This is a genomic window from Aestuariimicrobium kwangyangense DSM 21549 (assembly GCF_000421525.1).
Taxonomy (GTDB): Bacteria; Actinomycetota; Actinomycetes; order Propionibacteriales; family Propionibacteriaceae; genus Aestuariimicrobium; species Aestuariimicrobium kwangyangense.
In genome coordinates this window covers 281,347-307,175 of record NZ_ATXE01000004.1, presented here as the reverse complement: position 1 = coordinate 307,175, position 25,829 = coordinate 281,347, and the positions used below count along the sequence as shown (strand labels likewise).

The 25,829-nt window shown below is 69.1% G+C and carries 27 protein-coding genes; 15 read left to right on the top strand and 12 right to left on the bottom strand.

What is annotated here, in order from left to right:
• Positions 1-6 precede the first annotated feature (6 nt).
• The gene (locus H507_RS0113380) at positions 7-489 is read right to left on the bottom strand and encodes a SixA phosphatase family protein (protein WP_022911206.1); all 483 of its coding nucleotides are present in this window, start codon (positions 487-489) and stop codon (positions 7-9) included.
• Positions 490-546: 57 nt separating this feature from the next.
• Here H507_RS0113380 and H507_RS16965 point away from each other — a divergent pair, with 57 nt between their 5' ends.
• Positions 547-1,596, top strand: a complete 1,050-nt coding sequence (locus tag H507_RS16965; RefSeq protein ID WP_022911205.1) for an acetylxylan esterase — start codon at positions 547-549, stop codon at positions 1,594-1,596.
• Positions 1,597-1,616: 20 nt separating this feature from the next.
• Here the strand turns inward: H507_RS16965 and H507_RS0113370 are convergent, their stop codons facing one another.
• Together H507_RS0113370 and H507_RS0113365 are read right to left on the bottom strand one after the other, a co-directional pair.
• The gene (locus H507_RS0113370) at positions 1,617-2,666 is read right to left on the bottom strand and encodes a TRM11 family SAM-dependent methyltransferase (protein WP_022911204.1); all 1,050 of its coding nucleotides are present in this window, start codon (positions 2,664-2,666) and stop codon (positions 1,617-1,619) included.
• Positions 2,667-2,950: 284 nt separating this feature from the next.
• Positions 2,951-3,511 (bottom strand): inorganic diphosphatase, encoded by a 561-nt coding sequence (locus H507_RS0113365; RefSeq protein WP_022911203.1) that lies wholly within the window; start codon positions 3,509-3,511, stop codon positions 2,951-2,953.
• A gap of 68 nt (positions 3,512-3,579) precedes the next feature.
• Between H507_RS0113365 and dacB the strand changes: the two genes are divergently transcribed.
• The 4 genes from dacB to hpt all read left to right on the top strand — a co-directional run bounded on the left by dacB (position 3,580) and on the right by hpt (position 7,738).
• On the top strand, positions 3,580-5,025 hold the full coding sequence (dacB, locus tag H507_RS0113360; RefSeq protein WP_022911202.1) for a D-alanyl-D-alanine carboxypeptidase/D-alanyl-D-alanine endopeptidase: 1,446 nt from the start codon (positions 3,580-3,582) through the stop codon (positions 5,023-5,025).
• On the top strand, positions 5,025-6,047 hold the full coding sequence (locus H507_RS0113355) for a zinc-dependent metalloprotease (protein ID WP_026378224.1): 1,023 nt from the start codon (positions 5,025-5,027) through the stop codon (positions 6,045-6,047). Before dacB ends, H507_RS0113355 begins: the two co-directional genes overlap by 1 nt.
• Positions 6,047-7,078, top strand: coding sequence for a tRNA lysidine(34) synthetase TilS (gene tilS, locus H507_RS16960; RefSeq protein WP_051139843.1), 1,032 nt, complete (start codon positions 6,047-6,049; stop codon positions 7,076-7,078). Before H507_RS0113355 ends, tilS begins: the two co-directional genes overlap by 1 nt.
• Before the next feature lie 135 nt (positions 7,079-7,213).
• Positions 7,214-7,738 carry a hypoxanthine phosphoribosyltransferase gene (gene hpt, locus H507_RS0113345; RefSeq protein ID WP_425393317.1) on the top strand — a complete coding sequence of 175 codons (525 nt, stop codon included), beginning with the start codon at positions 7,214-7,216 and terminating at the stop codon, positions 7,736-7,738.
• On the opposite strand, the gene H507_RS16955 is transcribed toward hpt, so the two are convergent.
• Positions 7,729-8,088: a DUF202 domain-containing protein gene (locus tag H507_RS16955; protein WP_022911198.1), complete on the bottom strand. Its 360-nt coding sequence runs from the start codon at positions 8,086-8,088 to the stop codon at positions 7,729-7,731. The genes hpt and H507_RS16955 overlap by 10 nt on opposite strands.
• 2 nt (positions 8,089-8,090) lie before the next feature.
• Positions 8,091-8,453 carry a YidH family protein gene (locus tag H507_RS0113335; protein WP_022911197.1) on the bottom strand — a complete coding sequence of 121 codons (363 nt, stop codon included), beginning with the start codon at positions 8,451-8,453 and terminating at the stop codon, positions 8,091-8,093.
• A gap of 92 nt (positions 8,454-8,545) precedes the next feature.
• Here H507_RS0113335 and H507_RS0113330 point away from each other — a divergent pair, with 92 nt between their 5' ends.
• The 8 genes from H507_RS0113330 (at position 8,546) to H507_RS0113295 (ending at position 15,782) form a co-directional block, all read left to right on the top strand.
• Positions 8,546-9,919, top strand: a complete 1,374-nt coding sequence (locus H507_RS0113330; protein ID WP_022911196.1) for an NAD-dependent succinate-semialdehyde dehydrogenase — start codon at positions 8,546-8,548, stop codon at positions 9,917-9,919.
• Positions 9,920-10,048: 129 nt separating this feature from the next.
• The gene (ftsH, locus tag H507_RS16950; RefSeq protein WP_022911195.1) at positions 10,049-12,142 is read left to right on the top strand and encodes an ATP-dependent zinc metalloprotease FtsH; all 2,094 of its coding nucleotides are present in this window, start codon (positions 10,049-10,051) and stop codon (positions 12,140-12,142) included.
• Between the two features lie 7 nt (positions 12,143-12,149).
• The gene (gene folE / locus H507_RS0113320) at positions 12,150-12,728 is read left to right on the top strand and encodes a GTP cyclohydrolase I FolE (RefSeq protein WP_022911194.1); all 579 of its coding nucleotides are present in this window, start codon (positions 12,150-12,152) and stop codon (positions 12,726-12,728) included.
• Between the two features lie 26 nt (positions 12,729-12,754).
• Positions 12,755-13,621 carry a dihydropteroate synthase gene (gene folP, locus H507_RS16945; RefSeq protein WP_051139842.1) on the top strand — a complete coding sequence of 289 codons (867 nt, stop codon included), beginning with the start codon at positions 12,755-12,757 and terminating at the stop codon, positions 13,619-13,621.
• A gap of 2 nt (positions 13,622-13,623) precedes the next feature.
• A complete protein-coding gene (gene folB, locus H507_RS0113310) occupies positions 13,624-13,992 on the top strand; it encodes a dihydroneopterin aldolase (RefSeq protein WP_026378222.1) in 369 nt (122 codons plus the stop codon).
• The gene (folK, locus tag H507_RS0113305) at positions 13,982-14,521 is read left to right on the top strand and encodes a 2-amino-4-hydroxy-6-hydroxymethyldihydropteridine diphosphokinase (protein ID WP_022911191.1); all 540 of its coding nucleotides are present in this window, start codon (positions 13,982-13,984) and stop codon (positions 14,519-14,521) included. The genes folB and folK overlap by 11 nt, the downstream gene beginning before the upstream one ends.
• Complete coding sequence (locus H507_RS17510) at positions 14,518-15,036, top strand: DUF3180 domain-containing protein (protein WP_022911190.1); 519 nt, start codon at positions 14,518-14,520, stop codon at positions 15,034-15,036. The genes folK and H507_RS17510 overlap by 4 nt, the downstream gene beginning before the upstream one ends.
• A gap of 74 nt (positions 15,037-15,110) precedes the next feature.
• Positions 15,111-15,782, top strand: coding sequence for a hypothetical protein (locus H507_RS0113295; protein ID WP_157438993.1), 672 nt, complete (start codon positions 15,111-15,113; stop codon positions 15,780-15,782).
• A gap of 61 nt (positions 15,783-15,843) precedes the next feature.
• On the opposite strand, the gene H507_RS0113290 is transcribed toward H507_RS0113295, so the two are convergent.
• Positions 15,844-17,004 carry an NADH-quinone oxidoreductase subunit D-related protein gene (locus H507_RS0113290; protein ID WP_022911188.1) on the bottom strand — a complete coding sequence of 387 codons (1,161 nt, stop codon included), beginning with the start codon at positions 17,002-17,004 and terminating at the stop codon, positions 15,844-15,846.
• Between the two features lie 174 nt (positions 17,005-17,178).
• Here H507_RS0113290 and H507_RS0113285 point away from each other — a divergent pair, with 174 nt between their 5' ends.
• Positions 17,179-17,496, top strand: coding sequence for a histone-like nucleoid-structuring protein Lsr2 (locus H507_RS0113285; protein ID WP_026378220.1), 318 nt, complete (start codon positions 17,179-17,181; stop codon positions 17,494-17,496).
• An 82-nt stretch (positions 17,497-17,578) separates the two neighbouring features.
• Here the strand turns inward: H507_RS0113285 and H507_RS0113280 are convergent, their stop codons facing one another.
• From H507_RS0113280 to H507_RS0113260, 5 genes are read right to left on the bottom strand one after another with little or no spacing between them, the layout of a single operon-like run.
• On the bottom strand, positions 17,579-18,136 hold the full coding sequence (locus H507_RS0113280) for a hypothetical protein (RefSeq protein WP_026378219.1): 558 nt from the start codon (positions 18,134-18,136) through the stop codon (positions 17,579-17,581).
• Positions 18,133-19,473: a DUF58 domain-containing protein gene (locus H507_RS16935; RefSeq protein WP_022911187.1), complete on the bottom strand. Its 1,341-nt coding sequence runs from the start codon at positions 19,471-19,473 to the stop codon at positions 18,133-18,135. The genes H507_RS0113280 and H507_RS16935 overlap by 4 nt, the downstream gene beginning before the upstream one ends.
• Before the next feature lie 17 nt (positions 19,474-19,490).
• On the bottom strand, positions 19,491-20,462 hold the full coding sequence (locus H507_RS16930; RefSeq protein WP_040438763.1) for an AAA family ATPase: 972 nt from the start codon (positions 20,460-20,462) through the stop codon (positions 19,491-19,493).
• Between the two features lie 5 nt (positions 20,463-20,467).
• Positions 20,468-20,974, bottom strand: a complete 507-nt coding sequence (locus H507_RS17905) for a hypothetical protein (protein WP_022911185.1) — start codon at positions 20,972-20,974, stop codon at positions 20,468-20,470.
• The gene (locus tag H507_RS0113260) at positions 20,971-21,723 is read right to left on the bottom strand and encodes a DUF4129 domain-containing protein (RefSeq protein ID WP_022911184.1); all 753 of its coding nucleotides are present in this window, start codon (positions 21,721-21,723) and stop codon (positions 20,971-20,973) included. Before H507_RS0113260 ends, H507_RS17905 begins: the two co-directional genes overlap by 4 nt.
• A gap of 164 nt (positions 21,724-21,887) precedes the next feature.
• Here H507_RS0113260 and H507_RS0113255 point away from each other — a divergent pair, with 164 nt between their 5' ends.
• Positions 21,888-24,389, top strand: a complete 2,502-nt coding sequence (locus tag H507_RS0113255) for an ATP-dependent Clp protease ATP-binding subunit (RefSeq protein WP_022911183.1) — start codon at positions 21,888-21,890, stop codon at positions 24,387-24,389.
• 64 nt (positions 24,390-24,453) lie between these two features.
• Here the strand turns inward: H507_RS0113255 and H507_RS0113250 are convergent, their stop codons facing one another.
• Positions 24,454-25,647, bottom strand: coding sequence for a zinc-dependent alcohol dehydrogenase (locus H507_RS0113250; protein WP_022911182.1), 1,194 nt, complete (start codon positions 25,645-25,647; stop codon positions 24,454-24,456).
• Positions 25,648-25,829: the final 182 nt, after the last annotated feature.

Here is a 25,829-nt window from a genome sequence, read left to right as displayed (position 1 = left end):
CGACGCTCAGACGTCTCGGGGACGATGCACGGCCGCCAACCTGGCCCTTTCCAGATCCCGCCAGGTGCCCTCGAAGGTGATCTCGGCCCACGCAGCCGTCGGGAAGCTGCATGCCAATTGGTCGGCCTCGCGCGGCTGCGCGGCCCACACCAGTTCGGCCGCGGCTGCAGGGATGGTGGGGGAGTGGCCCACCACGAGCAGGTGCGACACCGAGTCTTCGGTCTCGCCGATGCGCTGCAGCATCGTCTCGACATCGCAGTTGTAGAGCGCGTCCATGGTCTCGACCCGGGCGTCGAGCCCCAGTTCCTGCACGGTCTGACGGGTGCGCACCGCCGAGGAGCACAGCACCAGGTCGATGCCGCGCCGGCGCAGCTGGGCACCCACGGCACGGGCGTCCGCGCGTCCCCGATCGGTGAGCTCGCGGGCCTTGTCGCCCCCGGAATGCGCGGCCTCGGTCTTCGCGTGTCTGAGCAGGAACAGGGTGGGCACCCTCCCAGCTTAGGGACGATGGTCGCCGCCGGTCCCCGGCAGCATAGGATTCGGCGCATGGCCTTGTTTGACCTTCCCCTCGAGGAACTGCAGTCGTACCGCCCCGACGTCTCCGAACCGGGAGACTTCGACGATTTCTGGCAGCGCACCCTCGACGAGGCCAGACGGCACGACCTCAACCTCAGGCTCGAGCCGATCGACGCCCGTGCCACCCTCCACGACACCTATGACGTGACCTTCGCCGGTTTCGGCGGGCAGGACGTGAAGGCCTGGTTGTTCGTGCCCGCCGACCACGACAACGTCCCGGTCGTCGTGCAGTACCACGGCTACTCCGGCGGTCGCGGGATGCCCTTCCCAGGCGAGTACGTGAATGCCGGCTACGCCCACCTGGTGCTCGACACCCGCGGTCAGGGCTGGTCGACGGCCAGCATCTTCGAGGGCACCCCGGACTCGTCCGAATTCGCAGGCGGGAACGTCCCCGGCGTCATGACCACCGGACTGGACGATCCCGACCGCTACTACTACCGGCGTCTCTACGTCGACGTGGTGCGCCTGCTCGAGGTCGCCCAACAGGTGCCCCAGATCGACCCCGACCTGGTCTTCGTCGCGGGCGGGTCCCAAGGTGGGGCGATGACGATCGCGGCGGCTGGGCTGGCCCCGATGGCGGGTATCACCCTGGCCGGCGCCCTGCCCGACGTGCCCTTCCTGTGCCACTTCGAACGCGCCCTCACGCTCACCGACTCGCGGCCCTACAAGGAGATCGGCGAGTACTTCTGCACCCGTCCCCGAGACATCGAGCAGTCGATGCGCACCCTCAGCTACTTCGACGGGGTCAACCTCGCTCGCCGGGCCACCTGCCCGACCCTGTTCTCGGTGGCGCTGATGGACCAGGTCTGCCCGCCGAGCACGGTCTACGCCGCCTTCAACCAGTGGGGCCAGAAGGCAGACACGGCCCCAGAGTCGGCCATCAATGTCTACCCCTACAACGGGCACGAGGGTGGTCAGCAGATCCAGCGCTGGGAACAGTTGGGCTGGTTGCGCGACCGGGTGCAGCTGCAGGCCAAGCCGGCCAAGGCACCCCGCCGGGGCCGCCGCTCGGCCTCCTGAGGCTGCTCGGGGGCGCTGGGTCAGAGCTTGACGGCCACCATCAGGTCGCGCTGGATGCTCGAGTCGACGCGGTGGTTGAAGCCCTGCCACTCCTCGCCCTCGCACACGGTCAGACCCGCCGACTCCATCACCTCGGCCAGGTTCTCGTAGCTGAGCCCGTGGGTGTTCCACGACAGTCCGAGTGCACCGCCGGGCTTCAGCTGTCCGGCCCAGACTGGCACGGCCTCTCCCAGCAGGCCCGCGGGGGAGCGATCCCGCTTGCCCGTGACCCCGCGCACGTCGGTGGACGAGCCGTGCACCACTCCGTAGGGAGCATCGGTGATGATCGCGTCGAAGGTCTTCCTGCCCCAGAGCTCGCGGCTGGTGCGGGTGTCACCCGTGAACACGCCGAGGTTCAGGGCGGGACGATCCGGGAGCCGGAGTTCGGCGTCGAACCTCTTTCCGATCGCCTTGCCCTCGCGGCGCACGGGCGACACCTCAGCGGTGTGCTTGAGGCGCTTGCGGCGCAGCCACGTCTTCAGGTAGGCCGCCATCTGCTCGACGGCCTTGGTGTCGCCCTCGACGCCGTAACCGTGGTGGCCGAGCAGCCAGGCGGTGAACAGGGTGGTGCCTCGTCCACAGAGGGGATCAAGGATGCTCAGGGGCTGGCCGGGCTCGGACTCACGCACCATCGCGGCGAGGGTGACGTTGACCAGCAGCCGGGTGAACTGTTCGTTGGTCTTGCCGGGATACTTGGGAATGGTGACGAGATCGTCGTCGAGCCAGTCACGGCGCGGCAACGCCACCGGTCGCAGCAAGGGCTGGTCTGCGTTGGCGGGATCGTCCACCAGGTCGAACACCGCCAGGGTCGCCGACAGCCCCGCGATTGCCCCCGCCAGGTCGTCCGGCCAGCCGCCCGTTGGCGCATCGGGGTGCTCGAAGGTGAGGTAGTCGACGCCGGCGATGGTCGAGGTGGCCACCTCACGACCCTCCGGCACGCAGATGCGCAGTTCCCCCGCGGCCAGGGCGGCGGCCTCGCCGGCGTAGACGCGGTTGGCGGAGGGTGAGAGCAGCAGTGCGGATCGGGTCACCGCACCAGTGTCCCCCGGGGATGCGGGCCCAGTCGAGTCAGGCCCAGTCGAGTCAGGCCTAGTCGAGTCAGGGCCAGTCGAGTCAGTGCCCGCGGCTCAATCGTGCGGATCGTGTGCCGTCACAGCGATCGTGGCCCCCGGGAGGGAACATCTGGTGCAGGAGCACACGATCGACACGTTTGGCCGCCGAGCAACCGGCTCCACACGCAAGAACCCCCGCACCAGGGCGGGGGTTCGGGCTTGGCCGCGAGGGCCAACGGTGCCGGATCAGGAACTGGCCGAGATCAGTGCAGGTTCACGTGGTGGTGCTCGAAGGGGGTTCCCTTGGCCCGCTCGAACGAGTTGTGGATCTCCGCCTCCGCGGCGGGGCGACCGGTCCAGGTGGCGCCCTCGACCGACTTGCCCGGCTCGAGGTCCTTGTAGACGGTGAAGAAGTGCTCGATCTCGAGCAACATCAACTCCGAGACGTCCTCGATCTCGACCAGGGAATCGCGACGGTGGTCGGCAACCGGCACGCACAGCACCTTGTCGTCGCCGCCCATTTCGTCCTTCATGCGGAACATCGCGACGGCGCGGCACTCGATCAGGCAACCGGGGAAGGTGGGCTCGGGAACGAGCACGAGCGCGTCGAGCGGGTCACCGTCCTCACCGAGGGTTCCCTCGACGAAGCCGTAGTCGTAGGGGTACTGGGTCGAGGTGAACAAGGTCCGATCGAGGCGAATGCGACCCGTGGTGTGATCCATCTCGTACTTGTTCTTGGTGCCCTTGGGAATCTCGATGGTGACATCAAAGGTCAGACCTGCCGGGGGAGCGGACAGCTCTACCCGCTGGAACTCGTCGGTCACGCGCGCACTCTCTCTATGATTGGGGCACCGTTGCGCGCTCAAGAATAGCGCCTGAACAGGGGGAATGGATGCGGCGCAGCTCGGGCACCGTGATGGGGCTCTCCCTGGCCGGGCTCGTCGTCGGCATCGTCATCACCGCCCTGATCGCCTTCGCCTCGCCCATCGCCCGCTCCACGGGCCTCCGCAGCTCCGGTCTGCAGCCCAGCACCATCGCTCCCTCGATCTTCGCCCCGCCCACCCCCTCGCAGGCGGCGGGTCAGCAGTCCGGTGACGGCGTGGTCGCCGAGCCCGACCCGATCACCCCCAGCGCGACCCTCGCCTCGTCCGGCCTGCTCACACGCATCGACGCGCTCAAGCCGAACTTCAAGGGACGATCCTCCGTGCTGGTGGTCGACCACGCGACCGGTCGGGTGCTCGTCGATCGGGGCGGTGACACCCTGATGATCCCTGCCTCGAACCTGAAGACCCTGGTGATGCTGGCCACGCTGCAGGCGTGGGGTCCCGACCACAGGTTCACGACCACCGTCGCCTCGTCCTCGCCGGGTCACCTCGTGCTGGTGGGTGGCGGTGACCCCTACCTTGAACGGGTTGCCAACCCGAACCGCCCCCGGGCGGCGACCACCGCCCAACTGGCCGCAGCGACCGCCGCCCGCCTCAAGCAGCAGGGCGTCACCAGCGTCACCCTGGGCTACGACGCCAGCCTGTTCAGCGGGCCCGCCTGGCACCCCACCTGGCCAGCCGACTACTCCGACCAGGTCGCGCGCATCTCGGCGCTCTCCCTCGGTGCCGGACGCACCCTCGACGCCACCGGGGCGAGGGTGCCGGGCACCCCATTGGCGCAGGACCCGGCACGGCAGGCAGCAACGGCCTTCACCCAGCAACTGAAGGCGGCCGGCATCACCGTCACCGGCACCATCGCACCCACCCCCGCCCCCACGGCCGGCACCGGCGAGGTGGTCGCCTCGGTCAGCTCGATGCCGCTGATCGACATCGCCACCGAGGTGATGGTGCACTCCGACAACTTCGGGGCCGAGGTGCTGTTTCGCCAACTGGCCCTCGCCCAGCATCGTCCAGCCTCCTTCGCCGGGGGGGCGCAGGCCCTGCGCGCCGTGCTCACCAGCGACGGACTGTGGCGCACCGGGGCCGTCGCCACCGATGGCTCGGGTCTCTCGCGCTCCAACCGGGTCAGCGCTCGCATGCTGGCCCTCGCCTGGCAGCGCATCTCGAGCGACCAGCAGTTGCAGGGCCTGCTCGTCTCGACCCCCATCGCCGGGGTCAGCGGCACCCTGACCGACCGGTTCAGCTTCGCCCAGGGGGCCCAGGCCGGGCGCGGCTGGGTGCACGGCAAGACGGGCACGTTGACCGGTGTCTCGTCACTGTCGGGCTGGACGGTGACGGCCGATGGTCAACCCGTCGTGCTGGCCGTGATGGTCAATGACTCCAAGAACGACTGGTTCGCCCGGGTCTGGATCGACCAGGTCGCCGCCACCGTCACCGGCTGCGGATGCCGCTGATGCTCGACTGGATCGATGCCTCCGCCGCCGAGAAGGTCGGACGAAGCCTGACCGGCGCCGGTCCGCAGGCCTCGGCCACGGAGCGGGACGACCTCGTGGCGGAACTGCGCGCGGCGGCTCACCGCGCCCCCGCCCTGATCGCCCGCGCGGCCGACCTGCCCCTGACCGCCGCCACCGACGCCATGCGCGTCCTGGTGGTCGACCGCCGCACCTGGGTCACCAACAACACCCGGATGGCGATGACGGTGCTGGGCCGACTGGGGCACCCCGATCGTCCGAGGAATCTCGCCGACCGAGCCGCCGGTGGAGCCCGCGCCGTGCAGTTGGGTGGGGTGCTGGGGTTGGTGAGTCGTCGGGTGCTGGGGCAGTACGACCCGTTCTCGGATCGTCCCGGGTTGTTGCTGGTCGCCCCGAACGTGCTCGAGGTGGAGCGCTCGCTGGGGCTCGACCCGGCTGACTTCAGGCTGTGGGTGTGTCTGCACGAGCAGACCCACCGGGCCCAGTTCCTGGCCGCCCCCTGGCTGGTCGACCACGTCATCGGCCTGGTGGGCGACGTGTTGGCCGCAGAAGGGGAGCAGAACCTGACCGCCATGCTGCAGCGCGGGCGCGCTCGGCTGTCGGGTCGCGACAACCAGCCCAGCAATGGGGTCGTGCTCGACATCACCTCGAGCCCCGAGGCACGCCGCCTCGTCGACCAGATCACGGCTGTCATGTCGCTGCTCGAGGGCCACGCCGACGTGATGATGGACGAGGCTGCCGCGGGCCTGGTCAACAGCCTGCCTCGGATTCGCGAGCGTTTCGAGGGACGACGGGCGGCGACCGGGGCCAGTGCCGCCTTCGGACGCCTGCTCGGCATGGACGCGAAACTCGCCCAGTACCGCGACGGTGCCTCGTTCTGTCGTGCGGTGATCTCCTCGGCCGGACTGCCCGGGCTCAACCTGGTCTGGCAGCAGGCGCGCAACCTTCCCCGGCGCCACGAACTCGCCGACCCGATGGGATGGCTGCGCCGGGTGGGCGGCTGATGGCGGCCCGTGACCTCACTGCCGCCCAGTTGGCCGTGGTGCGCGCCGTCCGTCCGCCCCTGGGACGAGAGGCGGGGGCACGAGAGGCGGGGGGCCGGGTGGTGCTTGCGGTCAGCGGTGGAGCCGACTCGCTCGCCATGGCGGCAGCCGTGGGCTGGGAGATGGCATCCCGGACCCGTCGCCGGGCGGCCCTCCCCCGGGTGGCGGCCGTGGTGGTCGACCACGGCCTGCAGGAGGGCTCTGACCTCGTCGCGGAGGCGACCGTTGCCGCGCTTGCCGGGCTCGGCCTGCCGGCGCGAGCCCTGCGCGGGTCGGTGAGGCCCGACTCCTCCGGTGGACCAGAATCGGTCGCGCGTGACCTGCGGCTGAGGCTGCTGGCAGAGGCGGCGGGGGGAGCCCCGGTCTGGCTGGCGCACACCCGTGACGACGTCGCCGAACAGGTGTTGCTGGGGCTGGCCCGCGGCTCGGGTGCTCGCTCGCTCGCGGGTATCCCTCCCGACCAGACGTGGTCCGAGGGTGACGAGCGCGGGCTGCGGATGGTTCGTCCCCTGCTCGGGGTGGCCCGCGCCGAGACCCGGCAGGCATGCACCGACTGGGGGTTGAGCCCGTGGGATGACCCGCACAACGACGACCCGAAGTTCCTTCGTTCCCGTGTCCGGCGGCGGGTGATGCCGGTGCTCGAGGCCGAACTCGGGCCAGGGGTGGCGGCTGCCCTGGCCCGGACGGCCGACCTGCTGCGCGAGGACGCAGACCTGCTCGACAGCCTCACCGGTGAGTGGCTCGCGGAGGCGACCGACGGGGACGACTTGGTGGTGTCCTCGCTGGTCGGGGTCCCGATCGCCCGCGCCACCCGGGTCATCCGTGCCTGGCTGGTCGGCCGGGGGGTCACACCGTCGAGGGAGCAGGTGCTGGCCGTGCATGACCTCGTGGTCGACTGGCACGGACAGGCCGGTGTCGACCTTCCGGGGGCCAGCGTCCGCCGGCGAGGAGGCGCCAGCGGGCCGGCCGCCCTGGTGATCGTGCGACCGTGAGCCCCACCTGCAACCCGCGCACCTGAACGGCACCTCGCATCCCGATCGAGCCGCGATCGGGCATTCGGGTGCACGTTCTGCAGGGCGGGGGCGCGGTAGAGTCGCCGCGTGGATGCCGCTGATCTCTCCTCCGAACTGACCGAGGTGCTGCACACCAGCGCCGACATCGAAGCCCGCCTCGCCGAGGTGGCCGCGCAGATCGACGCCGACTACGTCGGCAAGGAGCTGCTGCTGATCGGGGTGCTCAACGGCGCCGTGATGGTGATGAGCGACCTGAGTCGGGCGCTCAAGAGCCACTGCACGATGGACTGGATGGCCATCTCGAGCTACGGCTCGGGCACGAAGAGTTCCGGTGTGGTGCGCATCCTCAAGGACCTCACGACCGACATCTCGGGCAAGCACGTGCTGATCGTCGAGGACATCGTCGACACCGGCCTGACCCTCAGCTATCTCGTGCAGAACCTGCAGAGCCGCGAGCCGGCCAGCCTCGAGATCATGACCATGTTCCGCAAGCCCGAGGCGCTGACCGTCGACGTGGCCGTCAAGTACGTCGGCTTCGACATCCCCAACCAGTTCGTGGTCGGCTACGGCCTCGACTACGCCGGCCGCTACCGCAACTTGCGAGACGTGGGCGTGCTCAGCCCGTCTGTCTACAACTGAGCCGCTCCCAGGCCCAGGGCCTGCACCACCAGTGCGGCCAGGGCGGTGAGGCCCGTCAGCAACACGGTCAGCATCACCATCAGCAGCCCGCGCCCACTGGGCAGTCGCGGTACGTCCTCGGTGGTGAGGGTGGTGTGAGCGCGTCGATAGCGGTGCAGTGACTGGTGCAGCGCGACCACTCCCACGACCAGCGCGCACAGTCCGGCCGGGATCGACCACGCGCCCAGGCTCGGCCAGGTCAGTCGGGGCACCGCCAGGCCCACCCCGATGACAGCCAGCCCGATCCGGCGCCAGGCCAGGGCGGTCCGTTCGGGTTGCAGGCCGGCGTCCCAGACGCGTTCGGTCGTCATGGTCAGGCCGTCACGATGCCGATCAGCACCAGCACACCGGCCACCGACAGCCCGATCGCCAGCACCAGTCCGTTGGCCATGGAGGGGAGCGGACGGTGGTCGCGCATCGACGACTCCACCCGCATCCAGTTGAACCAGGCATGCACCGTCGTGGCGATCCCCAGACAGACCAGCAACGCCGACGTGGCCAACCTGAACCCGTGCTGCAGCGACAGCCCGAAGGCCTCCAGTCCGACCCCCACCGAGACCAGTGCCAGACCAGTGCTCACCCACGCCAGGAAGGTGCGCTCGTTGGCCAGGCTGAACCGGGCGTCGGGTTCGCTGCCGTGGGAGTAGACCCGGGTGGGGAACCGCTTGTCGTCCATGGGGGCGTGCCTGTCTGGGGGTGGAAGGGCCTCTTCGCTGTCAGCGACAACCTACACAGCGCGGCCCTCCGGAGCCGGATTAGGGTGTCCGCATGACCACCTTCGAGGTGCTCGACCCGGCCACCGGCCGGGTGCTGCATCGACTCGACGACCAGACCCCGGACGACGCGACAGCAGCCGTGGACGCGGCGGCCGCCGCCCTGCCCGGGTGGCGCGCGACACCGCCACGACAGCGCGCGGAGGTGCTGCGACGGGTCTTCGACCTGATGCTGCGCGACAAGGATCGCCTGGCAGACCTGATCTCGTCCGAGAACGGCAAGTCGACAGCCGATGCCGTCGCCGAGGTCACCTACGCCGCCGAATTCTTCCGCTGGTTCTCCGAGGAGGCGGTGCGCTCCGAGGGTGACTACACCGAGTCCCCCGCGGGGGGCACCAGGACGATCGTCCGACACGTGCCCGTGGGCGTTGCGGCGCTCGTGACCCCGTGGAACTTCCCCGCGGCGATGGCCACCCGCAAGCTCGCGCCCGCCCTGGCGGCAGGCTGCACCGTCGTGCTCAAGCCGGCCGCGGAGACCCCGCTCACCGCCCTGGCCGTGGCCGCCCTGCTGTCCGAGGCGGGTCTGCCCGACGGAGTCGTCAGTCTGGTCACCACCACCGACGCCGACGGAGTGGTCGGCACCTGGCTGCGGGACCGGCGGGTGCGCAAACTGTCGTTCACGGGGTCGACCGCGGTGGGCAGGCACCTGCTGCGGCAGGCCGCCGACCGGGTGGTGAACACCTCCTTGGAACTGGGCGGCAATGCACCGGTGGTGGTCTGCGCCGACGCCGATCTCGACGTCGCGGTCGAGGGCACGATGACCGCGAAGTTCCGTGGGGGCGGTCAGGCCTGCACCGCAGCCAACCGCATCTTCGTGCACGAGTCCGTCGCCGACGCGTTCGTGGCGCGGTTGTCGGTCGAGGTCGGACGACTGACCGTGGGCCCCGCATCGTCCGGGTGCGCCATCGGCCCCGTGATCACCCCGGCGGCGCGTGACCGCATCACCAGGGTGGTCGACGAGGCGGTTGCGGCCGGAGCGGTGGTCGTGGGCGAGGGTGCAGAGCCACCCGCCCAGGGCTGGTTCGTTCGTCCGCTGGTGCTCGACCACGTGCCCGCCGACTCCCGCCTGCTCGCCGAGGAGGTGTTCGGACCGGTCGCCTCCGTGACGCGATGGAGCGATGAGGATGATCTGGTCGCCCGCGTCAACGACACCGAGTTCGGGCTCAGCGCCTACGTCTTCGCCGAACTCGGCCACGCCCTCCACCTGGCGGAGCGGATCGAGGCGGGCATGGTCGGCATCAACCGGGGTCTCGTCTCTGACCCGGCCGCACCCTTCGGCGGGTTCAAGCAGTCCGGGCTTGGTCGCGAGGGAGCCCGCGAGGGGCTGCGCGAGTTCCAGGAGACCCAGTACTTCTCCGTTGCCTGGTGAGCGGGGGCCTGGTGAGGGTTCCTTCCTCCGCCCGCGAACATCGCTCCCCGGGGTGACTGAAACCCCGCTGGTAGGCTCGTCCCGCCCCGTCATCTCGCGTCAGCGAGCCCTTTGGTTGCAAGGCAGGCAATGAAGAATCTCCAGAAGGTGTTCCGCGGTCCGCTCGTGTGGATCATGATCGCCGTGATGCTGATCGTGCTCGCGGTCAACGTCGCGAGTCGCGCCACGGGCGAGGAGGAGATCCCCACCTCGCAGGCCGTCGCCATGATCAACGGCACGACCAAGCTGAAGGAGGTCGTGCTCACCGACGGGGAGCAGTCGATCCAGATCACCGGCAGCGACAACAAGAAGTACCGGTCGGTGTGGGTCGGCAACCAGTCCGACCAATTGGTGCAACGGCTCAACCAGCGCGTGGCCGACAAGACCCTCGAGACCTGGCAGGGCCGCAACCCCCAGCCCAGCCTGTGGACCTCACTGCTCTACAACTTCCTGCCCTTCCTGCTGCTGATCATCGGTTTCTTCGTCGTCATGAACCTGGTGCAGGGTGCCGGCGGTGGCCGCGGGGTGATGGGCTTCGGCAAGTCCCGCGCGAAGGTCGCCAACAAGGACACCCCGCAGACCACCTTCAGCGACGTCGCCGGCTGTGAGGAGGCGATCGAGGAACTCGAGGAGATCCGCGACTTCCTCGCCGACCCGCCCAAGTTCCAGCGCGTGGGAGCCAAGATCCCCAAGGGCGTGCTGCTCTACGGGCCGCCCGGAACCGGCAAGACCCTGCTCGCCCGTGCGGTGGCAGGTGAGGCCGGGGTGCCGTTCTTCTCGATCTCGGGTTCGGACTTCGTCGAGATGTTCGTCGGCGTCGGGGCGAGCCGCGTGCGCGACCTGTTCGAGCAGGCCAAGGCCGCCGCCCCCGCCATCGTCTTCATCGACGAAATCGACGCCGTCGGACGCCACCGCGGCGCCGGTATGGGTGGCGGGCACGACGAGCGCGAGCAGACCCTCAACCAGTTGCTGGTCGAGATGGACGGCTTCGACGTGCGCGGTGGGGTCATCCTGATCGCCGCCACGAACCGTCCCGACGTGCTCGACCCGGCCCTGCTTCGCCCCGGACGCTTCGATCGCCAGATCGGCGTCGAGGCACCCGACATGAAGGGCCGTGCCCAGATCCTCAAGGTGCACGCCAAGGGCAAGCCGATGGACGACAACGTCGACCTCGAGTCGGTGGCCCGGCGCACACCCGGGTTCACCGGTGCCGACCTGGCCAATGTGCTCAACGAGGCGGCGCTGCTGACGGCCCGCCTGAACCTGCCGTTGATCGGCAATGGGCAATTGGACGAGGCGATCGACCGCGTGCTGATGGGTCCCCAGAAGCGCACCCGGCTGATGAACGAACACGAACGGCTGGTCACCGCCTACCACGAGGGCGGTCACGCGCTGGTCGCGGCTGCCATGCCGGCGACCCGCAACAACGTGCAGAAGCTGACCATCCTCCCTCGTGGGCGGGCCCTCGGCTACGCCATGGTGATGCCCGACCAGGACAAGTACTCCCAGTCCCGCGGCGAACTGCTCGACCAGATGGCCTACATGATGGGTGGCCGCGCCGCCGAGGAACTGATCTTCGGTGACCCGACCACCGGTGCCGGCAATGACATCGAGAAGGCCACCAAGGTGGCCCGGGCGATGGTCACCCAGTACGGCTTCAGCGACAAGTTGGGTGCGATCACCCTGGGTGGCGGTGAGCAGGAACCCTTCCTGGGCATGGCCGGAACCGGACGCAACGTGGACTACTCCGACGCGACCGCGCGGACCATCGACGAGGAGATGAACGCCCTTCTCGAGGAGGCCCACCAGGAGGCCTTCGAGGCGCTGCGTGAGAACCGCGACGTGCTCGATGTGCTCGTCCGGGAGGTGTTCGAGAAGGAGACCCTGCAGAAGGCCGAGGTCGAGCGCATCTTCGCCAACCTGCGTCGCCGATCCGAGCGCGGCACCTGGACCGGATCCGATCGGCGCGTGCCCTCCGACGTGCCGCCGATCGACCCCCCGAAGTCGCCCGAGATCGAGGCGGGAGACGAGGGCGACGTCGTCCCCCCCGGCGGTATCCAGCTGCCCCCGGGCCAACCCGGTTCGACCGAACTGCCCCCCGGCGCCCACGGCGACGGGCACGGTGGCTGGGAGGCACCGGGATGGCAGGGCCCCCAGGGACCCACCCCCGCCCAGTGGAGCTGAGTCCGCGATGACCGCCGAGGTTGACCACCCACGCATCGAGGCAGCCGTCCGCGAGATCCTGCTCGCCGTCGGCGAGGACCCCGACCGCGACGGGCTCCGTGAGACCCCCGCCCGCGTGGCCCGCGCCTACGCCGAGATCTTCGCCGGCATGCACTGCGACCCGGCCGACCTGCTGGCCACCACCTTCGCCGTCGACCACGACGAGATGGTGATGGTGCGTGACATCGAGTTGTGGAGCGTCTGCGAGCACCACCTGCTGCCCTTCACCGGGGTGGCGCACGTCGCCTACCTCCCGGCTGGTGACGGTCGCGTCACCGGGCTCAGCAAGCTGGCCCGACTGGTCGACCTGTTCGCCAAGCGTCCGCAGGTGCAGGAGCGGTTGACGGCCCAGATCGCCGACGCGCTGGTCACCCATCTGGGGGTCAACGGCGCGCTGGTGGTGATCGAGGCCGAGCACCAGTGCATGACCATGCGTGGGGTGCGCAAGCCCGGTGCCCGGACGATCACCTCGGCGGTCCGCGGACGGATGCGCGAACCCGCCACCCGCGCCGAGGCCATGAGCTTGATCAACTCCGGCCGCTCGTGACCCGCACACCCGCTCGGACCCTGGTGATGGGGATCCTCAACGTCACCCCCGACTCCTTCAGCGATGGCGGACGATGGGCCTCCCCGACCCGAGCTGTCGAGCATGCCCGGGCCATGGTCGACGACGGGGCCGACCTGATCGACGTCGGCGGGGAGTCGACCCGGCCCGGCTCGACCCGCCCCTCGGTGGACGAGGAACTGCACCGGGTCGTGCCCGTGGTCGAGGCCATCGCCGGCCTCGGCGTCCCGATCTCGGTCGACACCATGCGTGCCGAGGTGGCCCGCGTGGCGATCGGGGCGGGCGCCAGCATCGTCAACGACGTCTCGGGGGGACTGGCCGACGATTCAATGCTGGCCACCGTCGCTGCCCACGCCGACGTCGACTACGTGGCCATGCACTGGCGGGCACACGGATCGGTGATGAACGCCGAGGCCCACTACGACGACGTGGTCGCCGACGTGACCCGCGAGTTGCTCCAGCGCCGCGACGCCGCCCTGGCCGCGGGCATCGCGGCCGATCGGCTCGTGCTCGACCCCGGCTACGGGTTCTCGAAGACCGGCGAGCAGAACTGGCAGTTGTTCGCCGACAACGGGTCCTTCCTCCAGCACGGGCACCGAGTGCTGGTGGGCGTGAGCCGCAAGCGCTTCCTGGGTGAACTGCTGGCCGCCGATGGTGTCCCTCGTCCGGCTGAACGGCGCGATGCCGCAACCCAGGCGCTGACCACCCTGTGCGCCCTGCAGGGGGTGTGGGCGGTTCGCACCCACGAGGTTCGCGGCCAGCGGGACGCCGTGGAGGTGGTCGCGCGGCTGCGTTCCACGTCGACCACCCGCCCCGCGAGGGGTACTGACGACTCCGGTAGTCTCACTGGCGCAGCACCCGACCCCGGGAGGTGATCGTGACCGAGCCAGTGACCATCCGACTCAGCGGTGTCTCCGCCACGGGACGACACGGCTGGTTCGACTTCGAACGCGACCAACCGCAGGTCTTCACCGCCGACGCCGTCCTGGTCGTCGACTGCGACACCAACTCGGACGACCTCGCCGGCACCGTCGACTACGGGCAGGTCGCCACCCGTATCGAGCACCGGCTCGGGGGTGACGCCGTGAACCTGATCGAGACCTTGGCCAGCCGCATCGCCGACGACCTGGCCGCCCTGCCCCGAGTGCGCGAGGCGCAGGTGACGGTGCACAAGCCGCACGCCCCCCTATCGACCCCCTTCACCGATGTCTCGGTGACCGTCACGAGGAGTACCCATGGTGATTGACGTCGACACGCTGGGAAACCTGCGACCCATATCCAAAGTGGTGTTCAGCCTCGGATCGAACGTGGGCGACAGCCTCGAGATCCTGCAGTCGGCCATCAACGAACTGGCCACCACACCCGACCTGATCCCGGTCGACCTCAGCTCGGTCTACCTCACCGCCCCCGTGGGTGACGTGCGTGACCAGGACGACTTCTACAACCTCGTCTTCGTCGCTGAGACCACCCTCGAACCGCTGACCCTGCTCGAACGGGCCGAAGCCCTCGAGAGCGCGTTCGGGCGGGTGCGCGAGCAGCCGGGGGGCCCACGCACCCTCGACATCGACCTGATCATGGTCGGCAAGCGCGAACGGGCCGACGACCGGCTGGTGCTGCCGCACCCGCGTGCACACGAGCGTGCCTTCGTGCTGGTGCCCTGGCTCGAGGCCGACCCGTTGGGCGAGTTGGCCGGTCACGGCACCCTCGTCGACCTGGTGGCCGGACTCGACACCAGCGGGGTCACCAGGATCGACGAGCGCATCGACCTGCCGTGACCCGCGTCTTCGACGACGAGCCGGACGAGAGACCTGCCTCGTCCCCCGACAGCCCGGAACCCCCCAGCCAGCACTCGCCGGGTCTGGGCCCCACGACGTGGTTCCAGTTCGCCGTTGCCTGCCTGGTCGGAGTGGTGGTGGGGTGGTTCGTCGTCGAGACGATGCGATCCCTCGACCAGGTCGTGCCGGTGACCCCGTTGGCCATGTCGGTGCTGATGGCCCTCGTCGGGCTCGTCGTCGGCTGGCGTGCCCGGGTGCAGGTGAAGGGCTACCTGCGTCGACATCCCGACCAGGCGGCCAGCGCAGGGGTGTTCATGCTGGCCCTGGGCAAGACCATGATCTTCACCGGCGCCCTGCTCGCCGGGGGGCACCTCACCTACGTGCTGCTCAACGTGGGTCAGTGGGCGATCCCGATGCCACGGCAGCGGGTCATCTTCGGATCCATCGCCGTGGTGTCGTCGCTGCTCCTGGCGGCCGGCGGCTGGCTGGCGGAACGGTCGGCCCGGGTGGAGTGACCCGAGCCTGAGATTGTGCCAAGACTCGGCTGGTCGGCTGGGGATTCCCCCAGTCGGACCGTATCCTCGACCCCGTGAGTGCAAAGCATCAAGCCGTCATGTCCCGAGAGCGCAAGGCCGCTCTCATCGTGCTGATCGTCGGGGCCGTCATCGCCCTGGCGTGTGCGTTCGGACCCATCTGGGTCGTCCGCGCCGGGTTGGTGGTCTCCGTGCTCGGTGCCGTCGGTTCGGTCTGGTTCGCGTTCCGTGAGCTGTCGCGCATGGAGGTGCTGCACCACACGGAACTGAAGACCGAGCGCCTCGCACGCGCCGCGGCCGACCGCGCCCACCACGCCGAGTCGATGGAACTCATCCACACCTTCAAGACCCGCTACCTCGCCCACGCCACCCAGGTCGACGACCTGCGCGGTGACATGGCCGGTCTGCAGCAGGAGCTGTCGACCGTTCGCGGCAACCTGGTCTCGGCACGGGCCGAGGCCGTCGCGAAGGGTCGCACCATCGCCGACCTGCAGGCCCAGCTGAGCGCCCTGCAGGAGAGGCTGGAGCACCTCGAGGCGCTGACCGCGGACGAGTCCGAGGTGGTCACCCTTCCCAGCCGCGGTATCGCCCGCAAGACCATGGCCGAGCGGGTGCCCACCGCCGCCGAGTTGTGGACGAACGGGGAGCACCCCACCGACGTCGACCTCGAGGCCCTCGACGTCGCGCTGCTGGCCGGGGGCCGGCCCGTGCGCCGTCAGGCGATCTGACCGAAGGACCGCCACCGACCTCCCTGACCAGCCCCGCTCCGAGCACTCCGGAGCGGGGTTGTCATTTGTCCAGGTCGCCGACGGTGTAGCCCATGCTGGCGACGACCACCGCCACCCGGTCGAGGGGCACCCCCACCAGCAACGTGTGCAGGGCATTCACCTGGGCGAACGAGGGAGTGCGCAACTTGAGCCGCCAGGGTGTGGTGCCGCCGCGCGAGACGAGATGGAATCCGGCCACGCCCAAGGGAGCCTCGAGTTCCATCCATTCCTCGGCTTCGGGCAGCTTGATGATCTTCGACAGGGGCACATTCACGGGGCCGGTGACCTCACGTGCGCGCATGCTGGAACGTCTGACCAACTGCGCCGACTGACCCAATTCGACGAGCCATTGTCGGAATCTGTCCGAAGCCGTTACCTGTCGTTGGGCGTTGGTCCGCGCGTCGGGGATCACCGCGAGAACCTCGCCGGCATCGATCTGGGCATAATCCAGCATGGTGGTCGTGGTGCGCAAATCCAGGACGATTCCGGCAGCACGAACTGTCGGCCCCGACAGTCCGTACCTTCTCGCGATGTCGCCATCAACGGGCGCGATGGCAGCAACCGACTGCCAGGAATCCTCGTCCATCAGGCCGGTCATTCGATTCATCACCCGGTCGAGCAGCGCCAGCCACTCGTCGAGGGACTGGAACCACCCGGGTCCGACATCGCTGGCCAGACCGCCCAACCGATTGATCATCGGGTGCAACCGATTCCCCGTCCACATCATCATCAGGTCGCGCACGCGGTCGCGGGCCTCGCGCACCAATGCGGCGACCTCGGTGGAGCGCTGGTGGAAGGGCACGAAGGTCAGATATCCCAGATGGGACTGCAGCCGCGCCACCTCGGCGAGCAACGTGCGAAGCACCGTGGCCCGGGTGGGCGGTACGAGTCCCAGCAGGCGCTCACAGGTCAGTGCCACCCCCAGTTCCCCCATGAACGGGGCCTGCCAGTCATGGCGGTCGGCCAGCATGAGCACCTGCCGGTAGTCACGCACCTCGAAGAGCTTCTCGGCGCCACGGTGCATCAGGCCCGGTTGGATGTCGACGCGGGTGATCAGGGCCTGCGGCCCGCGCCCTTCGGTGGTCACGTCGAAGCGGACCAGCCCGGCCCGGCTGGGGTGTTCGGGGCCGAGATCGACAGCGCGATCGGCAGCGGCCAGGGCGCCGATTTCGAGGAGGGCCATGGTCCAAGTGTGACAGTCCCGGCGATGGCATGAATCCCCATGCTCGGGAGAAAAGTGGAAAACGTTGGCCGTGCACATTGCTGAAGGTTCGCCGCTGATTACTTGAATATGCGCGCCCCCTTTGTCACAGTTGAGCCTGCGAACCCGCAAATCCCAACCGAGAGGACAAATCCCATGGCACAGCGAGTGCACGTGGTGCTGGAAGACGACATCGATGGTTCTCCGGCCGCCTCGACCATCAGCTTTGATTTTGACGGCGCCAGCTACGAGATCGATCTCAATGAGGCCAACGCCAAGAAGTTCCGCGACGCAGTGGCGCCGTGGGTCTCCCACGCCCGCAGGAAGGCCAAGGCTCCTCGGGCCCGTGGTCCTCGCCGCGGCAGTGGATCAACCAACGAGGTCCGCGAGTGGGCTCGTGCCCAGGGCATGAAGGTTTCGGATCGCGGACGGGTTTCGTCCGAGGTTCGTGACGCCTACGAGCGCGCACACTGAGGCATCTGAACCAGAAACAGGGTTTCGGGGCATTCGACGGGAGTCGGGTGCCTCGATTCCTGTGTGTGGAGGCCCTTTGTGGTCATTCCCGACGGCCGGGCAACAGGCGACTGCTGATCACGGCCACGGCCACCACGGTGATCACCAGCCAGACCCAGCCGCGTGGCACCGCGGACTCTGGCACCGCGACGACGGCCAGGACCAGGCCGAGACCGACGACCACCGCCATCAGGTAACCCAGGGCGGTTTGGGCCATCGGCCGGGCCAGCCGGCGTCGTCCCACGCCGTGGCTCGGACCCAGCGCTGCCCACGCCGCAGCTTGGTGCAGCACCGCGATCACGACGGCCACGACCGCTGCCTGCCACAACGGAGCGGCAAAGCCACCCATCAGCCACCACCCGACCACCACCACCATGAAGGCGGCCGGTGCCGGCGAATCTGGGAAGAGCATGGCGGCCACCAGCACGAGCGCCCCGATCGCGAAGAGGGCCGGCCCGAAGAACACGTGCAGCCACTGCCACGACAGCAGCAGTACCCCCAGCCCGCTGAGCAGCACGAGCCCGCGCAGCGTCCACTGCAGGGGTGAGGTGCGCGCCGCCCTCAGCAGTTGCTCGGCGATCCACTCGGCGAGGCCCCTCATCGTCCGACCGTCCGACGGGGGGCGCTGCGAGCGGCCTCCATGGCCAACAACACCGAACCGAGGCTGGTTGGTCCACGCCAGGCGGTGACGGGGATGCCGAGCCGCTCGATGCCCGCCAGCACCTCGTCGCGCTGCAGCCGCCGGAGCACCCAGGCCTCGTCCAGGAAGGCACGGTTGCGGCTGCCTCGCAGCGTCTCGACGGTTCCCAGGGCAGCCGGCATGGTGTCGACGGCGATCACCTCGCCGCCCAGCTGACGCAGCCGTACCAGCTGGTCGATGATCCGGTCGTCGAGCAGGGGTGAGCAGAAGAAGACGAGCGTCCCCGAGCGCACCGAGGCGACCGGTCGCAGGGCGACGTGGTCGGGCAGTTCGCGGACGGTACGCGACAACACCTCGAGGATGAGTCGCATCTGTCGCGGTCCGGTCGCGGCGCGCACGTGTCCGAGGCGGCGTCCGAGGTCGTGCACCGCCACCCGGTCGCCGAAACCGATGTAGTGCTGGCTGATGGCCGCCACCGCTCGCACGGTGGCGTCGAGGCTGGTGGAGGTCTGGTGTGGGTCGGGCAGGTCGCGCAGGGTGTCGGTGACCACCACCACGTCGGTGTCACGTTCGGTGAACGTCGAGGTCACGTGCAGGCGCTGGGTGCGTGAGGTCACCCGCCAGTTGATGCGCCGCAACCGGTCGCCGGTGCGGTACTCGCGGATGTCAGCCAGTTGGGTGCCGTCCCCTCGCACCGATGACGTGTGCGCCCCCGTCAACCCGATCGGACGAGCGACCCCGCTCGCACCGTGCAGGGTCGCAGCCAGCGGCCGTACGGTCACCAACGACGAGGCAGGACGAAGCTCGGCCCGCCAACTTCCCGAGGAGTCCACCACCTGCAGTCCCGGGTGACCCGTCTCGTACCGCCCCCAGCGAGCGGGTTCGAGACCGACCGTCACGATTCCATCGGGTGCCGAGTCGACGACCGCACCCAGGGGTGGGTCCCAGGTGGTCTGCACCAGCCCGGTCCACTGGGCGCTCAGCCAGTGGTGTGCGGGCAGGTCGGGTACGTGCAACCCCAGGTCGACGACCTCACCCTCGGTGATGCCGACCCGTTGCGGCACGGTCACGACGGTCAGGTCGGGCAGGGAGGCGTCCGGTCGCCTCCACCAGCCCCAGGCTGCGTGCACCACCAGGGGTACCGCGAGCAGGGCCAGGTCGGGACGGGCCAGGGCGGCAGCCAGCAGCAGCACCAGCAGGGAGAGGCCCGTGGAGCGGGCGAAGGCACTGGTGGGGTCGAACGCGGTCGAGTGGGGGCCTCCCCCTGAGGAACCGACAGGACTGCTGGGCGGGGACATGGTGGTCGTCCGTTCCCTCAGCGGCCCGACGGCCGCACGTCGGAGGCGTCCGGCACCGGAACCTGCTCGACCACGGAGCCGACGATCGCCTCGGAGGTGACGTTGTTGAGCCACAACTCCGGACGCACGCTCACCCGGTGGGCCAGGGCCGGGACGGCGAGTGCCTTCACGTCCTCGGGAATGACGAAGTCCCGCCCGTCGAGCAGGGCCATGGCGCGGGCCACCGTGACGAGTGCCAACGAGCCACGGGGCGAGGCGCCCACCAGCGCGGAGGCGTGGTGCCGGGTGGCCGAGGCCAGGGAGACGGCGTACCGCCCCACTGATTCCGCGACGTGCACCCCCTCGACGGTCGCCTGCACGGCGAGCAGTCCTTCGGCGTCGAGCACGGCGTCGACATGCTGGTCCTCGGTGCGGCGGGCGATCCGTCGCTGCACGACCTCCCACTCCTCGTCGATGCTGGGGTGGCCGAAGCTCAGCCGCAGCAGGAAGCGGTCGAGTTGGGCCTCGGGCAGGGGATAGGTGCCCTCGTGCTCGATGGGGTTGGCGGTGGCCAACACGTGGAACGGACGAGGCAGGCCGAAGGTGTGGCCCTCGACGGTGACCTGGTGTTCCTGCATCGCCTCGAGCAACGCCGACTGGGTCTTGGGAGGGGTGCGGTTGATCTCGTCTGCCAGCAGCAGACCGGTGAAGATCGGTCCCTCGCGGAAGGTGAACTCGCCCGTGTTCTGGTTGAACAGGTACGACCCCGTCAGGTCGCTGGGTAGCAGGTCGGGGGTGAACTGGGCGCGGGTGAACCTCAGCCCCAACGCCTGTGAGAGCGAGCGTGCAGCCAGCGTCTTGCCCAACCCGGGCAGGTCCTCGAGCAGCACGTGGCCGCCGGCCAGTACCCCGGCGAGCACTTGCGTCAGCTGGGCCCGCTTGCCGACAACGGCGCGCTCGACCTGGTCGAGGACCCGGTGGGCGGCTTCGGTGGCCTCGGTCACGGACATCGTGTTCACAGTTCGGAGATCTCCTTCAGGAATCGGTGCACCGTCGAGCGGGTGACCGTGGGGCTGTGGTCGTGATCTGCGGTGGCCAGGTAGGCGAGCAGGGTCGGGCTGAGCAGGCCCTCGGCACCATCGAAGGGGTGTTCGGGATCGGCCCCGTGCTTGCGTACGAGGCGTTGGGCGGTCACCTCGTGCAGGGCCCCGACCAGGGTGCGGGTGGTGAACGCGCGCCCGGGTTGGGCCGAGCTGATGGCGTCGGCCAGGCGCGAGGTGCGCAGGTCGGCCTGCGGACGAGCCGTGCCGACCTCGGCCTGGTGTTCCACCCAGGTGGGATGGGGTGCGGGGTCCCATCCCCGCCGCAACAACCAGGCACCGACCCCACCGACCAGCGCGATCACCAGCCAGGGCAGCACCTCGAGGCGCAGCCCCATCAGGGGGCTGGCGGCGATCAGCAGTCCGACGGCCAGCAGCGCCACCACGAGGTGGGTGACGAGTCCCTCGAAGGCGCTGGTCACGGGGTCACCGCCGGCTCGACGGGTTGAGGAGCGGGGCGCAGGGCGTGGCTGAGCCGGTCGAGGCAGGCGATGGCCCGGGCGCGGTCGTGCTCGGTGCGGGGATGGGTCGAGAACATGGCCAGCCGGTAGAGGCGGGCCAGTTCGTCCAGCGCGTCGGCGGGTGCCGTGGTACCCGCCAACAAGTCGGTGACGAACTCTCCCGCTGTCTGTTCGGGACGCCGTTCCACGCCCTGGCGGGCGGCCACCCGTTCGAGTCTTCGCCAGCACTCGAGAATGGCATCGTCCACCCCGACACCCGAGCGCAGCTGGTCGAGCGCCTCGTCCAGTTCGCTGGCCACCTGGTCGGCGTCCAGTTGGGGGATCGGCACGCCGCTGGTGTGGACCCCCCCGGCCTTGTGCAGGGCCTTGCCCCGCAGGTTGCCCGCGACCAACCGCACCAGTACCGCGATGGCCACCAGCGCGGCGGCTGCGATCAGGAAGGGGATGGCGTTGCGGGCCCACTCGGGCAGCTGGACCGGCGGGCCTTGGTCGGGCATCTGGAACGGTGAGGCCGACACCGTCGGTCGGGTCTGCGGTGTCTGGGTGGGGAGCGTGATGCTGATCGGCGCCGCGGGCAGGATCTCACCGAGTCGTCCGAGGCTGCTGGTCGAGGCGAACCCGACCACGACCAGCAGGCCGACGACCAGTCCCGCGATCACCAGCAGGGGGCGCAATCCGTCACCTCGAGGGGTCGGATCGGCGTCGGTCACGGCTCCACCCTAGTCGGGCCGGGTGGCGGTCGATTGCCGGGCTCACAAGCCGGTGCGCAATGTCGTTGCCCGCGTTGTGCTCTCAGCGGATGATGGAAGCTGGGGAGTGACGTGGGCGCTCACTAGACTGGGTCCACTGGTGGATTCACCAACGAAGGAGATTCATGTTCGAGCGATTCACTGACCGTGCGCGGCGCGTGATTGTGCTGGCGCAGGACGAAGCCAAGTTGCTCAACCACAACTACATCGGCACCGAGCACATCCTGCTCGGCCTCATCCATGAGGGCGACGGGGTCGCTGCCAAGGCGCTCGACCAGATGGACATCTCGCTCGAGGCCGTGCGTGAGCAGGTGGAGGAGATGATCGGCCCGGGGCAGACCGCCCCCACCGCCCACATCCCGTTCACCCCGCGCGCCAAGAAGGTGCTGGAGCTGTCGCTGCGCGAGGCCCTGCAGATGAACCACTCCTACATCGGAACCGAGCACATCCTGCTCGGGCTGGTGCGTGAGGGCGAGGGTGTCGCGGCGCAGGTGTTGATCAAGTTGGGCGCCGAGCAGAACCGGGTGCGCAACACGGTGCTGCAGTTGCTGAGCGGCTACCAGGGCAAGGAGTCGGCCACCTCCGGTGCGCCGGAGACCGGTCCCTCGCCGACCTCGGGCACCGTGCTCGACCAGTTCGGCCGCAACCTCACCCAAGCGGCCCGCGAGGGCAAGCTCGACCCGGTGATCGGTCGCGAGAAGGAGATCGAGCGCGTGATGACCGTGCTCAGCCGTCGCACCAAGAACAACCCGGTGCTGATCGGTGAGCCCGGCGTGGGCAAGACCGCCGTCGTCGAGGGTCTGAGCCAGGCCATCGTCCGTGGTGACGTGCCCGAGACGCTGCGCGACAAGCAGATCTACACCCTCGACCTCGGTGCGCTGGTGGCCGGTTCCCGGTACCGCGGTGACTTCGAGGAGCGCCTCAAGAAGGTGCTGAAGGAGATCAAGACCCGCGGCGACATCATGTTGTTCATCGACGAGATCCACACCTTGGTGGGTGCGGGTGCCGCCGAGGGCGCCATCGATGCGGCGAGCATCCTCAAGCCCATGCTGGCGCGCGGTGAGCTGCAGACGATCGGTGCGACCACGCTCGACGAGTACCGCAAGAACATCGAGAAGGACGCAGCGCTGGAGCGTCGCTTCCAGCCGATCCAGGTGGCCGAGCCGTCGATCGCGATGACCATCGACATCCTCAAGGGTCTGCGCGACCGTTACGAGGCACACCACCGCATCACCATCACCGACGAGGCCTTGGCTGCGGCGTCCAACCTGGCCGACCGCTACATCCAGGACCGCTTCCTGCCCGACAAGGCGATCGACCTGATCGACGAGGCCGGTGCCCGGTTGCGCATCAAGCGCATGACGGCCCCGCCGGATCTGCGCGAGTTCGACGACAAGATCGCTGCCGTGCGGCTCGAGAAGGAAGCCGCCATCGACGCCCAGGACTTCGAGCGCGCCGCCTCGCTGCGGGACGACGAGCAGAAACTGCTCAGCCAGCGCGAGAAGGCCGAGGAGGAGTGGCGCGCGGGCGACGACTCGGTTCCCGCCGAGGTCGGTGAGGAGGAGATCGCCGAGGTGCTCTCCAGCGCCACCGGTATCCCGGTGTTCAAGCTCACCGAGGAGGAGTCGGCTCGACTGCTCCACATGGAGGAGGAGCTGGGCAAGCGCTACATCGGCCAGCACGACGCGGTGAAGGCGCTCTCGCGTTCGATCCGTCGCACCCGTGCCGGACTGAAGGACCCGAAGCGTCCCTCCGGTTCGTTCATCTTCGCCGGCCCCTCGGGCGTCGGCAAGACCGAGCTGACCAAGGCGCTCACCGAGTTCCTGTTCGGCGACGAGGACGCCCTGATCACCCTGGACATGTCGGAGTACTCCGAGAAGCACACCGCTTCGCGCATGTTCGGTTCGCCGCCCGGGTACGTGGGCTACGAAGAGGGTGGACAGCTGACCGAGAAGGTTCGGCGCAAGCCGTTCTCAGTGGTGCTGTTCGACGAGATCGAGAAGGCCCACCCCGACATCTTCAACTCGCTGTTGCAGATCCTCGACGAGGGTCGCCTCACCGACGCGCAGGGCCGGGTGGTCGACTTCAAGAACACGGTGATCGTGATGACCACGAACCTGGGGTCGCGCGACATCTCGAAGTCGGTGAACCTGGGCTTCAGCCGCTCCGGTGACGAGGCGACGAGCTACGAGCGGATGAAGGCGAAGGTTGCCGACGAGCTGAAGCAGCACTTCCGTCCTGAGTTCCTCAACCGTGTCGACGAGATCGTCGTGTTCCACCAGCTGACGCAGGAGGACATCGAGCGGATCGTCGACCTGATGGTCGCCCAGATCGAGGGCCGCCTGAAGGACAAGGACATGGGCATCGAGTTGACTCCCGCTGCCAAGTCGTTGATCGCCAAGCGCGGTTTCGACCCGGTGCTGGGTGCTCGTCCGCTGCGTCGTGCGCTCCAGCGCGACATCGAGGACATCCTCGCCGAGAAGATCCTGTTCGGCGAGCTCAAGGCCGGCGAGGTGGTGGTGGTCGACGTCGCTCCCGAGGGAGCAGAACTGCCCTTCACCTTCACCGGGAACCAGAAGTCCGTGGTGCCCGACACCGCCGAGTTGGCGATGGACGGCCAGGCCTGAGCACGGCTCCTGCTGCCTGACGACAGAAGGGCGCGACCCCCGCGGGGGTCGCGCCCTTCTTCTGTCAGCGGGTCGGGTCGAGCACCACCTTGATGCAGCCGTCCTGCTTGCTGCGGAACAGTTCGTAGGCGGCGGGCGCCTCGGAGAGTCCGAGATGGTGCGTGGCCAACTTCTCCACCCCCAGCACGTCCTCGTCTTGGAAGAGGATGTTGCTGAGTTCGTCGGTCCATTGGCGCACGTGACACTGGCCCATGCGCACGGTGAGTCCCTTGTCGAACATGTCGAAGAGGGGAAGCACGTCGCGGTTGCCCCCGTAGACGCCGCTGATCGACACCGTTCCGGATCGGCGCACGGCATCGACCGCACTGAGCAGGGCTGCCGTGCGGTCCATGCCCGCGTGCTTCAGCAACGGACGACCAACCGGCCCCGGCAGGTGGTTGACGGCAGCGATCATGGCGGCCGTGACCGGGTTGCCGTGGGCCTCCATGCCGACGGCATCGAGCACCGAGTCGGCACCGCGTCCGTCGGTCAGGTCGCGCACGGCGTCGCCCACGGAGTCGACCTGACGCAGGTCGATGGTCTCGGCCCCCCACTCGCGGGCCAGGGCGAGGCGTTCGTCGACCAGGTCGACGACGATGATCCGGGACGCCCGCTGCTGGTGGCGCGCCACCCGGGTTGCGAGTTGGCCGACCGGGCCGGCGCCGACGATCGCGATCGAGCCGTCCTGGGGAACATCGGCCCAGGTCACTCCCTGCCAGGCGGTCGGCAGGATGTCGGACAGGTACAGGGCCCGCTCGTCGGCGAAACCCTCGGGTACGAGCACCGGTCCGAAGTCGGCGTGTGGCACCCGGACGAACTCGGCCTGGCCGCCGGGCACCTCGCCGTACAGGGTGCTGTAGCCGAACAGGGACGCCCCCGTGCCCTGATCGGTGTTCTGGGTGGTCTCGCACTGGCTGTAGAAGCCGCGATCGCACATCCAGCAGTGCCCGCACGAGATGTTGAAGGGGACGACGACCCGGTCGCCGACCTTGAGGCGGGTGACCTCGGAACCGACCTCGTCGACCACCCCCATGAACTCGTGGCCGAGCACGTCACCGTTGCGCATCGCCGGGCCGAGGGCGTCGTACAGATGAAGGTCGGATCCGCAGATGGCGGTCGAGGTGACGCGGACGATGGCATCCGTCGGGTGAACCAGGGTGGGTCGGGGCACGTCGATGACGGCGACGGTGGCGGCTGACTGCCACGTGAGTGCTCGCATGTCTGTCTCCTGACAAGGCTTGATGGGGCCGCTGCGCGGCCACCGCTCGCGTGTGCGGCGGCAGCTTCGAGCCTAGGTCGGGGTTGGGCGGGGTGTCGTGATCGTGGGATCTTCCAGCCTTCGGGGTGGGACCGGGCATAGGCTCTCCGCGGCAGGATCGTCTCTCGGCAGGCTCGAGTCTC